The 14,539-nt window shown below is 43.0% G+C and carries 13 protein-coding genes and 1 pseudogene; 13 read left to right on the top strand and 1 reads right to left on the bottom strand.

What is annotated here, in order from left to right; all coding sequences use genetic code 11:
* Positions 1 to 90: 90 nt before the first annotated feature.
* From C8N29_RS02560 to C8N29_RS02540, 5 genes are all read left to right on the top strand, one after another.
* Complete coding sequence (locus C8N29_RS02560) at positions 91 to 810, top strand: HugZ family pyridoxamine 5'-phosphate oxidase (protein WP_107864470.1); 720 nt, start codon at positions 91 to 93, stop codon at positions 808 to 810.
* Positions 811 to 829: 19 nt separating this feature from the next.
* A complete protein-coding gene (locus C8N29_RS02555) occupies positions 830 to 1,360 on the top strand; it encodes an FxsA family protein (RefSeq protein WP_107864469.1) in 531 nt (176 codons plus the stop codon).
* 272 nt (positions 1,361 to 1,632) lie between these two features.
* Positions 1,633 to 1,923 (top strand): co-chaperone GroES, encoded by a 291-nt coding sequence (locus tag C8N29_RS02550; protein WP_107864468.1) that lies wholly within the window; start codon positions 1,633 to 1,635, stop codon positions 1,921 to 1,923.
* A gap of 98 nt (positions 1,924 to 2,021) precedes the next feature.
* Positions 2,022 to 3,662: a chaperonin GroEL gene (gene groL / locus C8N29_RS02545; protein WP_107864467.1), complete on the top strand. Its 1,641-nt coding sequence runs from the start codon at positions 2,022 to 2,024 to the stop codon at positions 3,660 to 3,662.
* A 236-nt stretch (positions 3,663 to 3,898) separates the two neighbouring features.
* A complete protein-coding gene (locus C8N29_RS02540; RefSeq protein ID WP_107864466.1) occupies positions 3,899 to 4,162 on the top strand; it encodes a hypothetical protein in 264 nt (87 codons plus the stop codon).
* A 546-nt stretch (positions 4,163 to 4,708) separates the two neighbouring features.
* Here the strand turns inward: C8N29_RS02540 and C8N29_RS02535 are convergent.
* A complete protein-coding gene (locus tag C8N29_RS02535; RefSeq protein ID WP_107864465.1) occupies positions 4,709 to 5,317 on the bottom strand; it encodes a TetR/AcrR family transcriptional regulator in 609 nt (202 codons plus the stop codon).
* A gap of 257 nt (positions 5,318 to 5,574) precedes the next feature.
* On the opposite strand from C8N29_RS02535, the gene C8N29_RS02530 reads away from it, so the two are divergent.
* The 8 genes and pseudogenes from C8N29_RS02530 to C8N29_RS17405 form a co-directional block, all read left to right on the top strand.
* Positions 5,575 to 6,144, top strand: a complete 570-nt coding sequence (locus tag C8N29_RS02530; RefSeq protein WP_239986944.1) for a hypothetical protein — start codon at positions 5,575 to 5,577, stop codon at positions 6,142 to 6,144.
* Positions 6,145 to 6,180: 36 nt separating this feature from the next.
* Complete coding sequence (locus C8N29_RS02525) at positions 6,181 to 6,963, top strand: hypothetical protein (RefSeq protein ID WP_107864463.1); 783 nt, start codon at positions 6,181 to 6,183, stop codon at positions 6,961 to 6,963.
* Positions 6,960 to 8,150: an MFS transporter gene (locus C8N29_RS02520; RefSeq protein WP_107864462.1), complete on the top strand. Its 1,191-nt coding sequence runs from the start codon at positions 6,960 to 6,962 to the stop codon at positions 8,148 to 8,150. Before C8N29_RS02525 ends, C8N29_RS02520 begins: the two co-directional genes overlap by 4 nt.
* Positions 8,151 to 8,565: 415 nt before the next feature.
* The gene (locus tag C8N29_RS02515; RefSeq protein WP_107864461.1) at positions 8,566 to 10,113 is read left to right on the top strand and encodes a 2-isopropylmalate synthase; all 1,548 of its coding nucleotides are present in this window, start codon (positions 8,566 to 8,568) and stop codon (positions 10,111 to 10,113) included.
* Between the two features lie 3 nt (positions 10,114 to 10,116).
* Positions 10,117 to 10,917, top strand: coding sequence for a hypothetical protein (locus tag C8N29_RS02510; protein ID WP_107864460.1), 801 nt, complete (start codon positions 10,117 to 10,119; stop codon positions 10,915 to 10,917).
* Entirely contained in the window at positions 10,896 to 11,351 is a 456-nt protein-coding gene (rimI, locus tag C8N29_RS02505; protein ID WP_107864459.1) for a ribosomal protein S18-alanine N-acetyltransferase, read from the top strand. The genes C8N29_RS02510 and rimI overlap by 22 nt, the downstream gene beginning before the upstream one ends.
* A gap of 142 nt (positions 11,352 to 11,493) precedes the next feature.
* Complete coding sequence (locus tag C8N29_RS02500; RefSeq protein WP_107864458.1) at positions 11,494 to 13,755, top strand: putative bifunctional diguanylate cyclase/phosphodiesterase; 2,262 nt, start codon at positions 11,494 to 11,496, stop codon at positions 13,753 to 13,755.
* Positions 13,756 to 14,119: 364 nt separating this feature from the next.
* Positions 14,120 to 14,324: pseudogene (locus tag C8N29_RS17405) on the top strand (Arm DNA-binding domain-containing protein); the annotation flags it as partial.
* Positions 14,325 to 14,539: the final 215 nt, after the last annotated feature.

The raw sequence follows: 14,539 nt of genomic DNA, 5'->3' as shown, positions 1-14,539 counted from the left end.
TAGACTCAGTAAAATAAATTGAACAGCAAAAGCATAACAGAGAATAACGACGCCTTGTGCTACTCTGCATCTAACTTTGGAGATGTGACTATGGCCTCATTAGAATGGCAACACATATTATTTGCGAGTTATGAAGGGGTACTGAGTACTCAATCTCAACAAATGATCGGTTATCCTTTTGGTTCGGTTGTCCCATTTTGTTTGGATAATCAAGGGCAGGTAGTGATTTTAATTTCTGAGCTTGCCCAACACACCAAAAATTTGAAAGCTGATGCTAAATGTTCCTTAATCATGATGGCAGAAGGCGACGACATTCAATCGGCTGCCCGTTTGACGGTGATTGGTGATGCCGAACCTGTAAACCGCGACGAAGTGGACGTAATAGCAGCGCGTTATTATCGCTACTTTCCGCAATCTCAAGACTTTCATCGAGTCCATGATTTTAGTTTTTGGCGCATTAAACCTGTGAAATACCGTTATATTGGTGGTTTTGGTCAAATACATTGGCTGCAACCACACCCCATATCCTCCCCCTTTAGTGCTGAGGTGGAGCAGGATATGATTCAGCACATGAATGAAGACCACGCGGATACTTTTCTTGATTATTGCCGTTTAGTGCAGGTGACGGTACCCGCGCATGCAGACTTGACAATGGTTAGTCTAAACCCTATGGGATTTCATCTACGCATGAATAAACGCATAGTATTTGTGCCCTTTCCTGAGGTAGTATCCACGCCCGCGCAGGTCAGGGCGGTATTAATAGCATTGTTAAAGCAAGCCCGCTCATTAAATACGGAATCCCTTGTGTAGAAATTGGGAGTAAATACACATGAAATTATTATTGGTGTTGATATTGCCTATTGCTGAGATTGTGGCCACCGTTTGGTATGCAAAATTAGTGGGTGGATGGATGCTGCTATTATGGTTAGTCATCGCTTTTTTTGTTGGCCGACAAATTATGCGCGGTGCAGCAAAAGAATTAAGCCCACAAATTCAACAAAACCAGCAAGGTAAAGCGCCTGACATCAATCAAGGCTTTTTATCGGCTATTTGCCAAGCCTTTGCAGGTATTTTATTTATTATTCCTGGTATAGTCACCGATGCCTTAGCCGTCTTATTGTTATTACCTCCCGTACAAAAGCGACTCGAAGGCCAAATGCAGAGCGCTATTCAAGCGCGTGGTGCAGGGTTTATGATGGGCGGTATGGGAGGCTTTGGCCAACAATCACCCTTTGGTCAATCTCCGTTTGGACAGTCACCTTTTGGCCGTTCACCATTTGACCAATCACAGGTATTTGATGGTGAGGCCCGCGAAGTACACCCAGACGAAGCCAAGCCACGCCTAGAAAAAAAAGATTAAGCGTAAGGGGGACTCCCCCCTATCGAAAAGCAAAAAAAAATTACTTTTCCCCTTGAAGCATCAAAAGCTATCCCCATTAACCCATCAGTCACAACATAAAGGCAAACACTTGTGTTTATGTTGATGAAATGCCCTAGCAATAGGGGATTTTTACTTAACATATCCCCTTTATGAGGGGATATCTGCAAAGACTAAACGGTTGCCCAATATCAACATGCAACGGTTCTTAGTCAAATAAATTGGTATTTAGAACGCATTCAGGAGCGCGAACAATGAAAATTCGTCCTTTACATGACCGTGTGGTGATTCGCCGCGAAGAGCAAGAAACCAAAACCGCTGGCGGTATCGTATTGCCGGGTTCTGCTGCTGAAAAACCTTCTCAAGGTGAAGTTATTGCGGTAGGTAACGGTCAAATCACTGAGTCTGGTGAAGTTCGTCCTTTAGATGTCAAAGTGGGCGATAAAGTCTTATTTGGTCAATATTCGGGTAGCACTGTCAAAGTTGACGGCGAAGAATTATTGATTATGAAAGAATCAGAAATTTTAGGCGTATTAGAAGCCTAATTTGCCACATGATTAGGGTTTAGATAATAAACCTTTCTTTGAGAAGTGCCTAAGCCCTAACAATTAAAGATATTTAGAAATTTTGAGGTTAGTCAAAAATGGCTGCTAAAGACGTAAAATTCGGTGACTCCGCTCGTCAAAAAATGATTAATGGCGTAAATGTATTAGCTGACGCTGTCAAAGTAACCTTAGGGCCTAAAGGCCGTAACGTGGTTATCGATAAATCCTTTGGTGCACCACACATCACTAAAGACGGTGTGTCAGTAGCCAAAGAAATCGAATTAAAAGACAAATTCGAAAACATGGGCGCACAGTTAGTTAAAGAAGTGGCTTCTAAAACTGCTGATGTGGCAGGTGACGGTACAACAACGGCAACCGTATTAGCGCAAGCTATTTTGAATGAAGGCTTAAAAGCCGTTGCTGCTGGTATGAATCCCATGGATTTGAAGCGCGGTATCGATAAAGCCGTACGTGCGGCTGTTGCTGAAATCAAAGCGATTTCTACCCCATGTACAGATAGCAAAGCGGTTGCTCAAGTAGGTTCTATCTCTGCTAACTCTGACACCACCATTGGTGATTTGATTGCTCAAGCGATGGATAAAGTGGGTAAAGAGGGCGTCATCACGGTTGAAGAAGGTTCTGGTTTTGAAGATACCTTAGAAGTGGTTGAAGGTATGCAGTTTGACCGCGGTTACATCAGCCCATACTTCATCAACAAACAAGATTCCATGACTGCTGAGTTAGACTCGCCATTTATTTTATTGGTTGATAAAAAAATCTCCAATATTCGTGAATTAATTCCTGTGTTAGAAGGTGTTGCCAAGTCTAGCAAGCCCTTATTATTAATTGCTGAAGACGTAGAAGGCGAAGCCTTAGCCACTTTAGTGGTTAATACCATGCGTGGTATTGTCAAAGTGTGTGCCGTTAAAGCTCCAGGTTTTGGCGACCGTCGTAAAGCCATGTTACAAGACATCGCTATCTTAACTGGTGGTCAAGTGATTGCCGAAGAAGTCGGTTTAAGTTTAGAAAAAGCCACCTTACAAGATTGTGGTCGTGCTAAAAAAGTTATCGTTTCTAAAGAAAACACCACAATTATTGATGGCGAAGGCCGTGCAGAAGAAATCGCTGCCCGTGTACAAACCATTCGTATTCAAATCGAAGAAGCCACTTCTGACTATGATAAAGAGAAGTTACAAGAGCGTGTGGCTAAACTCGCTGGTGGTGTAGCCGTAATCAAAGTCGGTGCTGCCACTGAAATCGAAATGAAAGAGAAAAAAGACCGTGTTGACGATGCCTTACACGCAACACGTGCGGCGGTAGAAGAAGGTGTAGTTGCTGGTGGCGGTGTCGCTTTAGTGCGCGCAGTACAAGCCATTAAAAACTTAACAGGTGACAATGCTGACCAAAACGCAGGCATCAACATTTTACGCCGTGCGATGGAAGCACCATTACGTCAAATCGTGTCGAACGCTGGCGAAGAGGCTTCTGTGATTGTTAACAAAGTCAAAGAAGGCACAGGTAACTACGGCTACAACGCCGCTTCTGGCGAATTTGGTGACATGATTGCCATGGGTATCTTAGACCCAGCTAAAGTATCGCGTTCTGCTTTAGAAAACGCGGCATCAGTTGCAGCGTTAATGTTGACCACCGAATGTATGATTACCGATGCACCAGATGACAAACCAGCACCTGCTGGCATGCCAGACGGCGGCATGGGTGGCATGGGCGGTATGATGTAAGGCCTTTTGCCCATCGCCTAGCAACATGCTACACTAAAGCCCACTTGCTGCTGTAAGTGGGCTTTTTTTATGTCCTTAGCCAATAAATGCAATTAAACATTGTCATAGGATGCCAGTTAATTGTGTTTTGTCGGAAAAATACACCACTTGTAGAAAATCAGTTTACAATTAGATTAAAATTGCATCACCAAAAGCCAATAAATTGGCCTAAACAATAAATAAAAAATGGGGTTGTTATGCGTTCACTATCCTTATTGCTCTTAGTTGCTACCTCAGCTACCGCCTCTGTGCCTGCAACGGCCGATACCTGTGGGGATTTAGCAGATAAATTTGCGGATGAAGATAAGCGTGAAAATATGACCATTGGTGAAATGGATGATTTACGTTTATGTGTAGGCGAGTGGATGCGTGACCAAGTTTTACAACGCAGTCGGGTCTCCAATAAACAACTAAGCGATGCTGCCTCCAATTTACCTACCGCGCAAACCTTACAAAAATAAATATATGCCCTCTGTATTGGTGAGAATATATGAGGGCTGTTGACCTATTTTAGATAATCTGTCCTGATGAACATCATAGTACACAAAGCACGTTATAACACGGTTTGAAGCAATCAGTTTTTGTGACTTTTGAAATGACGACTAGTGATATTGATGAAAGCCAAGTTGCGCGATGATTAGGGACTGTTGAGCTTTTGATTACGGCTCACAGGTAAAACGTTAACAGCTCTTAAGATAAACCCTGTCCATACAGAAAACCCATAGTTATTGTATTCTTCGTTCACCCTGAGCCTGTCGAAGGACTTTCTGCCAATCGTTCGATAGGCTCATCATGGGTGGGAGAATTTACTATGGTTTTCAAACTAGACGCGGTTTATCTGCTAAAAAATATATTTACAAGGCTCATGCATTCGACACCTGTGGCCAGTCGTTTTGATAAGTGATTGTCGCATGAGCTTGCCTATAGCTATGTGAGCAAACGTCAACAGACCTTATTATTTTAAAGTTTTTAATCAGTCAATCCTTAGATGTAGGCAGATAACACCCTTAGCTAAAGGTACGCATCACAAGACGTACAATCTGTTCAATATCTTCATCCGTCACAGGCTTAGCCAGTACTAACCATCGAAAGTAAAGTGGTGAGGCAGCGAACTCTAGTAAAAGTCGTGCATCAGTCCCTATAGCTAATTCCTTACGCTGAATCGCTTTCTCGACAATCTGAGCACTTGTGCTAAAACGCTCTTCCCAAAATTTAGTGTTAAGTGCTCTAATGGTTGGGTCATTGATGCCTCGGCTCATCAGTACCCGTAATAACTCGCTAGCAAATGGTGCTTTCAGTATGGTCACAATCGCCTTAAGTAATGCGGTTAAATCGTGTTGAAAATTCCCTGTATCGAATACGGGCACATCAATACGCATCCTCGCTAAGGCAACATCAAGAACTAACTCTGACTTTGTTGGCCAGCGCCGATAAATCGATGTTTTGTTCACACCCGCACGCTCCGCGATTTCTGGTATCTCCATAGCATCATAACCACGTTCTTCTAGCAGCGTTAATGTTGCGGCATGTACCGCAGCAATCAATTTTTCACCTCTTCCCTGAGAGGTTATTCGTTGAGGCAAGGTATTGTCTGTTGCCATTATCTTGCCATTCATCGGCAATCCCCTAAAAGATATTTACACAAACCCATAAAGCAACTATAGTTGCGATATAAAGCAACTATAGTTGCCATTTATACGAATAGCAAGTCTGGAGAGTCATCATGAAACTCAACATCACCACGATTATAAATGGACACGAAATACCTCGCACCCACATTTTGGACTGGGAAAAGCATAGAGCAAAAGTTGTTTTAAAAAAGTTAGGTGTTCAGCCCATAGGTGAGGATTTGGCAACGCTGCAAAGTCAGCTTATGGCTCGTAAACAAATGTTGGGTACAGATGGCCTGTTAAACAGATTACGCCTAGATTTAGCCTTATCTAGTCCAACTGCCGCCTTAACGGCATATCTTTCGAGGGGAGCTAGGCGTTTTAGTGTGACAGAGCTAGTCGTGTCATCTGGCACAGCCGAGCAGTTTGTTGATTGGTTTAATCAACGCGCTCAGATTAATGATGAGCAATCGATGATTGCTGCCACGCCTGACCATTACATCATTCGTACTGCTCCAGACGGCTCACAAGAGGTGATTGAAACCAATGGCGGTTCGCCACTGGCTGCACGTTTTTTTATTGATTATCAGGATTTATCCAGCCTGCGCTCAGCCGTTGAGCCAAGCTATCCACTACAAATTGCAGGTGTGGCAAAAACTAAGGGAGGCATGCCCATTGGTGGGGTACGTCATCAATTTCGTAATGAGGGTAATGGTTTTCGTGCGCGGCTATTAGTGGAATTTCCATTACTGATATTGCCACAGGTTATTTCTGGCCACCAATGGCATTTAGCAAGCGAGTTTAGTCATTGGATTGAAGCCGCTTTTGCCTGATTTTTTCACTATCTCCCCAACAGCTAGGAAATAAATATGAAAATATTCACGTTATTAAAAGACTCTATGACATCAGCCGCTATGATGGCAGGACTATTTCCTGTTTCGCCAACACAACAGGCCATCTTGCGCAGCCAAAGAGAGCAAGCGAGACAGGTATTATGTAGAGCAGGCGTGGCAGGTTTCAAAGCAGAAAATTCAGCAAAATGGGTGAATGTCAAACGTGATTGGCAAGGCAAGTTATATGTACAGATTGAGCACGACACAGTTCGAGGCTGTACACCAGCCATGATTCGTTGGTGGTTTGAAAATCTAGGCCAAAAAACAACGTGGGATGGTCAAGGTTTTAATGGCGCAGAAATTGCGTTTTATCACCTGTGGCATCATCGAGACCATGTTGCAGTCACACCATTAAATGGTAGTCATCATGGCTTTGCTGTGGGTAAAAAAACGCGCATTCAAGAACAATTCAACGACCATCACGAGCGTATCAGCGTAGAAGTAGTGACTGACCGTTTGGATGATGAAGAGTTTACCTTTACTGTCTATATTATGGGCATTAAGGTTTGTCGGATTGTACATCTCTACTCATCTGAAGCGGAGGGTAGTCGGTTTTATGCAGAGACGGAAGTTGGTTTCGACTTACCTGTGATTGGCTGGCTACTCAACTGGTTTGTGTTGCCATTCATTTATTCTAAAACGACTGCCGAACATTGGATTCGTCATAATATTGAAGAAACAGGTGCTTCAGAAGGCATTATTCCCCCCTTGTACCATCATTATCTAGGCAATAGGCCAACAACAGAGATATTGCCATGAACAATGAGCAACCTGATGATAAGCAAGAGAATATGTCAGGTAAACTCATCGCTCTTATGGCTGTTGCTTGTGGTCTTACCGTGGCTAATCTGTATTATGCACAGCCCTTAGTCAATGTGATTGCTCCCGATTTAGGCTTAGCTTCTTCACTGGCGAGTTTAATCGTTACCTTAACTCAACTGGGATATTGTGTAGGCCTGCTGTTGTTAGTGCCACTGGGTGATTTAATTGAGAACCGACAGCTAGTGATTAGCTCTTTAAGCATACTGATTGCCGCTTTGTTAGTAGCGTCTAGTGCTGTGACTTATAGCTCGTTCATGATAGCCATGACTGTCGTCGGACTCAGTGCTGTTGCGGTACAGATGCTTGTACCTATCGCAGCACATTTCGCTCCAGCAAAGCAACAAGGCCATATTGTGGGTTTAGTGATGAGTGGGTTATTTACGGGTATTATGCTGGCTAGACCCATCGCTAGCCTAATTACCGATACCTTTGGCTGGCGTGTACTGTATAGTGGCTCAGCTAGCATCATGGCCTTATTGGTATTGGCACTATTTTTTATGTTGCCCTCACGCCAACCCAAATCAATGTATAATTATCCGCAGCTTCTCCTATCTTTAGTCGATATTCTACGTCATACCCCTCTCTTGCGCTGGCGAGCCGCCTATCAGGCGGCACTCTTCGCGGCTTTTACGCTATTCTGGACGGCAGTTCCCATACTGTTGGCTAGCCCTATGTTTAACATATCGCAACGCGGTATCGCTTTATTTGCGCTGATTGGGGCAACAGGGGCATTCATCGCACCTATCGCGGGCATGCTTGCAGATCGTGGTTGGGGTCGTCTTGGCACAGTCGTCTCTTTATTGATGGTTTTAGTAGGTTTCTTACTGACCATCATGGGTGCTAAAGGTTCTATCGCTGCATTAGTCATAGCCGCCGTTTTAATTGATATGGGGGTGCAAGCCAATCTTGTTTTTGGTCAACGCATCTTATATGCCTTAGATGGCAGTCAGCGTAGTCGTCTCAATGGCCTATATATGTCGCTATTTTTTGTGGGGGGTGCATTAGGCTCTGCCATTGCAAGTTCACTTTACCTGCATGGAGGCTGGCTATTAGTTGCTGTAATGGGTGCGCTGTTCCCCTTGATAGCTTTAGTGCTTTTTTTCATAGAAAACGGCGGTTTTTGATCAAAAAACTAGTTCTTTTCCTTTGTGTTGCCTTATCAACAAACGCATTCTATGTAATAAAACTTGCTAATAGCACAACTATGCGCTACGTTTTTTGCCTTGTCTGAGGCGATTTTTATCAGCTACGCGACGCACACGCAAAACACCAATAGCCCCTAATGGTCTTATAAACACGACTATTTACTGATATTCTTATAACACCTGTTGATGTTGTGTATCCACCATCAGAAAACAAACTCTAGTCATGTTAGAGCTGTACCTATTTTAGACATATAACTCGTCCTTACGACACTATACTTATCCGCTATGAATGGGTAATGTGAGTGTAATGGCATAGCACACAATCTGTCCCTATGCCAAACCTCATCCGATGACTGCCATAGCCTCTGACTGTGGGCTTATAGAGAGATTGATAATGAATAAAGATAAATTAGTCATATTTGATACCACCATGCGTGATGGCGAGCAAAGTCCGGGTGCATCCATGACTTTAGAAGAAAAAGTGCGGATTGGTAAAGCCTTAGAACGCATGAAAGTTGATGTTATTGAAGCAGGTTTTGCCATTGCCAGTCATGGTGATTTTTTGGCGGTTAAAGCCGTTGCTGAAGCGGTCAAAGAGTCGCGGATTTGTTCGTTGGCGCGTGCTCGTGCAGAAGATATTGACCGCGCTGCCGAAGCCTTAAAAAATGCCAATGCCGCGCGGATTCATACTTTTATTGCGACTAGCCCGATTCACATGAAATACAAATTGCGTTTAGAGCCAGATGCAGTGGTTGAAAACGCAGTACGTGCGATTAAACATGCACGTAATTGGGTCGAAGATGTCGAGTTTTCTTGTGAAGATGCGGGTCGTTCTGAGTTAGATTTTTTATGTCGCATTATTGAAGCAGCCATTGATGCAGGTGCGCGTACCATTAATATTCCTGATACTGTCGGTTATGCCATTCCCCAGCAGTTTGGTGAGCTGATTCATAACATTATTAATCGTGTCCCTAATGCTGACAAAGCGATTTTTTCGGTACATTGCCATAATGATTTGGGTTTAGCGGTATCAAATTCTTTGGCTGCGGTGTTAAACGGTGCGCGTCAAGTGGAATGTACCATTAACGGTTTGGGTGAGCGTGCAGGCAATGCTGCTTTAGAAGAAGTGGTGATGGCCATTCGTACCCGTAGTGATTTATTTCCCGTCGAAACAGGTATTTATACCCCTGAAATTGTACCCACCTCACGTTTAGTGTCTGGTATTACAGGTTTTCCTGTGCAGCCTAATAAAGCGATTGTGGGGGCTAATGCGTTTGCCCATGAATCAGGTATTCATCAAGATGGGGTGTTAAAACACCGTGAAACTTACGAAATCATGCGTGCTGAGGATGTGGGCTGGAATGCCAACCGTATGGTTTTAGGTAAACATTCTGGTCGTGCCGCTTTCAAAGCCCGTTTAGAACAACTAGGCATTGATGCGGGTACAGATAATGCCTTTAATACGTTATTTATGCGCTTTAAGGAATTGGCTGACAAAAAACATGACATCTTTGATGAAGATTTACATGCGTTAGTCAGTGATAGCCAAAATGAAGTGGCTGAAACTTACAAACTCAATAGTTTAGAAGTCACCTCAAAAACAGGTACTAAACCTGAGGCAAAATTAACGCTGGTGGTTAATGGTCAAGAAAAGCAGGTGACAGCGATTGGTTCAGGCCCTGTGGATGCGACCTTTAGAGCCATTGAAGCAGTTGCCAATTCAGGCACAACCTTAGAGTTGTATTCGGTGAATGCGATTACCAGTGGCACAGATTCTCAAGGTGAAGTGACGGTGCGGTTGAATCAAGCAGGGCGGATTATTAATGGACATGGTGCGGACACCGACATTGTCATTGCCAGTGCAAAAGCCTATTTAGATGCGCTTAACTTGATGGTTGCTAACGTGGCTCGCGCTCATCCTCAAGAAGAAGATAATATTTAATTTATGAGCAATATTGCCGTTGAAGGCCGCCGCCAAGCCTATTTGGCGGCATTAGGTCTCCCATTGTGGACAGTCAGACCTGAAAGCCTATTGAGTCATCGTAGTCAAACACAAGATTTTGTTGCTTACGAATCGGAGTTGACGTCTACAGAACCAGCATCTGATACGGCACCTGTATCACAGGCATTTGCTCCTGTTGACGTTTCTACGCCTGTAGTAGACAAGCCGAAGGCGGTTGTTGTCATGCCGCCGCATGCGGATTTTGAGCCACCGCTAGAGGCCTATGTCGATGACCCCGAATATCAGCAAGCGCAATTAGTCGACAGCTTTTTGAAAGCGGCTGTCCCTGAGCCAAACAAACCGCCTGTGACGCCAAACAATCCTGTGCTCGCAACAGCGGTAGAGCAACCGATACATTTTCGTTTTGGGGTTTATCCGTGTGGCGTTTGGCAGTTAATTGTCCCTAGACCGCAATTACTCAGTCCCAGCGAGATGCAATTATTAGCCAATATTCAGTTAGTCATGCAAACAGAGTCCGCAAGTCCATTGTTGTTTACGTGGCCAATGGTCAATAATTACGCACTGCCACGCCATAAACAGGCAGCTATAGAAGCACTCACCGCGTTTTTTAAGAATCAGGCTATCAGTGATAAAGGCTATATTGTGTTGGCAGACCATGAACAACAACTCCTAGAGGTATTACGTGCCAGTACGCCTAAGTCCATTCTGATGCACGCCAGTTTAAGTGCCTTATTGCAACAACCTTTAGATAAAAAAGCATTATGGTTAAGTCTGATTTCTTAGTATTACGCCCCATGACCGAAGCTGACCTGAACGCAGTGTATGCTATTGAAAAACAAGTGCAGTATGCACCGTGGTCAATCCCGTTATTTCAGGAAGGTTTGGGACGACATCTGTGTACAGTAGCAGAGTATCAACATCAGATTATTGGTTTTTCAGTCGTACAGTTTATTGTGGATGAAGCCCATTTGCTTAATATTGCCATCGACCCGCAATATCAAAAACGCGGGTTTGCTAAAGTGTTATTAGCTAAAGTCTTTGCACAAGCACAAGACAAAAACGCCAGTACCTTATTTTTAGAAGTCAGACAAAGCAATCAACGGGCATTAGCGATTTACCAAATGGCAGGTTTTAATGAAATTGGTCTGCGTAAAAACTACTACCCCAGTCCAAATGGCAAAGAGCATGCTGTGATTATGGCCTATATGCTTTTTTGACAAAGCAAGGTTTGCACCATCCTGTGCTATTGCAGTCTACAAAAAATCTGAGCTTTTCCAAAAAATAATAGTGGATAACTGTTGTAATAATGTTGTTTCACGTTAATCTATCAGTAGACCATCACGAACGAAGCTGCAGACTATGTGTAAGCACGCTGTACAATTCTACGAGCACGATACCTTTTTAGTGCGTGAAGCAGCGACGTTTATTTTAGCGAATTTACGTGAGGGCGCAGGGTGTTTAGTCATCATTAATGCGCGTCTACAGCCGCCACTATTAGAACAACTACAGTTATTAGAACCGCATAACTGGTCAGACTTAGCGGCTGGCTATCATGTGATTGATACCAAACAGGCTTTAGCTCATGTGATGGTCAATGAATGGCCAAACGAACAACAATTTCGGCAGTTTATACACCAACAAATACAATTGATACATGCCGTGACGTTATGTCCGATGAGTATGTTTGGCGATATGGTCGCTGAGCTTATCTCAGTAGGACGCCTTGATGCAGCGCTAGAATTAGAGCGTTTGTGGCAAGTTGTGGTTGAACAAGATAATATACGCTTGTTATGTGCGTATCCTGCACACATCGCCCAACAGTATCCCCACCTTTATCAGCAGCTATGTCAACAACATAGCCATGTATTAGTATCCGACATGAATAATTCGCTAGCAATCAGTCAAGGCGTTGATTTAATTAAGGAACATATTCCTGCCTCTATCAGTGAAGAAGCCTTGCAATTAGCCGCGATTGTGTATCGTTACGGTCACGAAGCGATTATGGTATGTGATGCCAACCATTATATTATGGCCATTAATCCCGCTTTTAGCGAAATTACAGGTTTTGCCGAACAAGAGATTATGGGGCAGTATGCGCAATCTTTATTTGTTGGCCAAACCGAATTAAATTATAGTCATGTACGAACGGCCTTAGCTGAACAAGGGCAATGGTTAGGGGAAATTTGGACTCGTCGTAAAAATGGCAGTCAGTTTATTGCCTCAGCCAATATCAATCGTATCGAACATCAGCAACAACAAGATCGATATATTATTTTGTTTTCGGATATTACCGAGAAAAAATTATCGGAAGAGTTGATTTGGAAACAAGCAAATTTTGATGTATTAACCGAACTGCCAAATCGTCGATTATTCAAAGACCGTTTAGACCAAGAAATTAAAAAATCACAACGAATAGACCAGTTTTTTGCTATTTTGTTTATTGATTTAGATAACTTCAAAGAAATCAATGACATGCTCGGTCATGATATGGGTGACCGTTTATTGCAAGAAGCAGCTCGTCGTTTGCAAGATTGCGTGCGTGAGTCGGATACGGTTGCCCGTTTAGGCGGTGATGAGTTTACGATTCTGCTGACGAATTTAGCACAGCAAGCGCATGTAGAAGACATTGCCCAAAAAGTATTGTCGCGAATCACTGAACCTTTCTATTTGGGGCATCAAGTCTTTTATTTGTCAGCCAGCATCGGCATTACTATTTATCCCTTTGACGCGATTGACAGTAAAAGTTTACTCAAAAATGCCGAACAAGCGATGTATGTTGCTAAAGACGATGGCCGCAATCGTTTTTGTTATTTTACCCGCAGCATGCAGTTACAAGCGCAAGAGCGTCTAAAATTACGTCATGATTTATATAATGCGTTAGAACAGCAACAAATACAGGCCTATTTTCAACCCATTGTTGAACTAAACACAGGACGCATTATTAAAGCCGAAGCCTTGATTCGTTGGCGACATCCCGAAAAAGGCATGATTTCACCCGCCTTATTTATTCCGATTGCCGAAGAGTCAGGCATGATTAAAAAGTTAGGCGATTGGATGTTTTATGAGTCGGCTATCCGCGCTCAATACTGGAGCCGACAATTAGGCTATCCCTTTCAAATCAGTGTCAATCGTTCGCCAGCACAATTTATTGCCGATGATAAAGACAGTCCTTGGTTAGACTATTTACAACAAAAAGGTATGTCTGGCCGTTGTATTGTGATTGAGATTACCGAAGGCTTGTTATTAAATGTCTCACCTCGTATTAAGCAGCAATTAGACGCCTATCGCCAAGCAGGGATTCAGGTATCGATTGATGACTTTGGCACAGGCTATTCGTCAATGGCCTACTTACAAAAACTACAAGTTGACTACTTAAAAATAGACCAGTCTTTTGTGCGAGAAATGGTTGATAATGCAGGCAGTCGCGCGATTGTTGAAGCGATGATTGTCATGGCGCATAAACTCGGCCTAAAAGTAGTCGCTGAAGGGGTAGAAACACTGGAGCAAAAACGGATGTTGATTGCCTCGGGTTGTGATTATGGGCAAGGGTATTTATTTTCGCCGCCTGTTCCACCCATCGAGTTTGAACGCTTATTACATATCAAATCTCGTCTCAACTAGCGGCTATCGCTTGCTTTTTGCGTCTATTTATAGGGCAATGTTATAATTTAGCCTACCTACTACCTCTCTTTTCTTTTAGCTAACGAGCAGCATTTATCCATGAGCCACGAACAACTCCTTAATGAAGTTAAGGTTAGAAGAACTTTCGCCATTATTTCCCACCCGAACTATTGACTCTGTAAAGTCCTGTATCAAGCCGTATCAAAAATTAAAATAAACCTATATTCTTCAATATCTAAAAAGACTTTTACCGTATCAAGCTGTATCATCCTAAAATAAGCTGTATCACTAAAAATGAGTACAAATATGTGTACAAAAATTTTATGGCACAGTCTTTTATTGATATTTTGTACACAGGTTGATTATGGCTCTTACAGATGTATGGCTTAAAGCTAATAACGGCAAATTACGTGATAAAACAGAGGAGGTTGCTGATCGTGATGCGATGAGTGTTAGATTGTCACCAAAGGGCAAGATTACCTATCAATTGCGTTATCGTATTCATGGAAAGCAACAGCGCATTGATATTGGTTCATACCCACTGATGTCTTTAAAAGATGCTAGGGCAGAGTCTCAAAGACTGCGTGCTATTCTTGAGGCTGGTAATGATCCTAAAGCTGCAAAGATGAAATCAGAGGTTGTTGTTTTAGAAGACACCATATCTAGTCTGTTCGACAAATGGTACAAATTGTAATGGTTTAATAGAACAGGACACTTTGATAGGTAGTATTTATACTGCAAGTAGAGGTGTTTATGAAAGCAACGAAGTCAATGAAAAAGCCGA

The organism is Agitococcus lubricus (genome assembly GCF_003051055.1).
GTDB lineage: Bacteria > Pseudomonadota > Gammaproteobacteria > Pseudomonadales > Moraxellaceae > Agitococcus > Agitococcus lubricus.
This window is presented reverse-complemented; position numbering and strand designations above follow the sequence as displayed.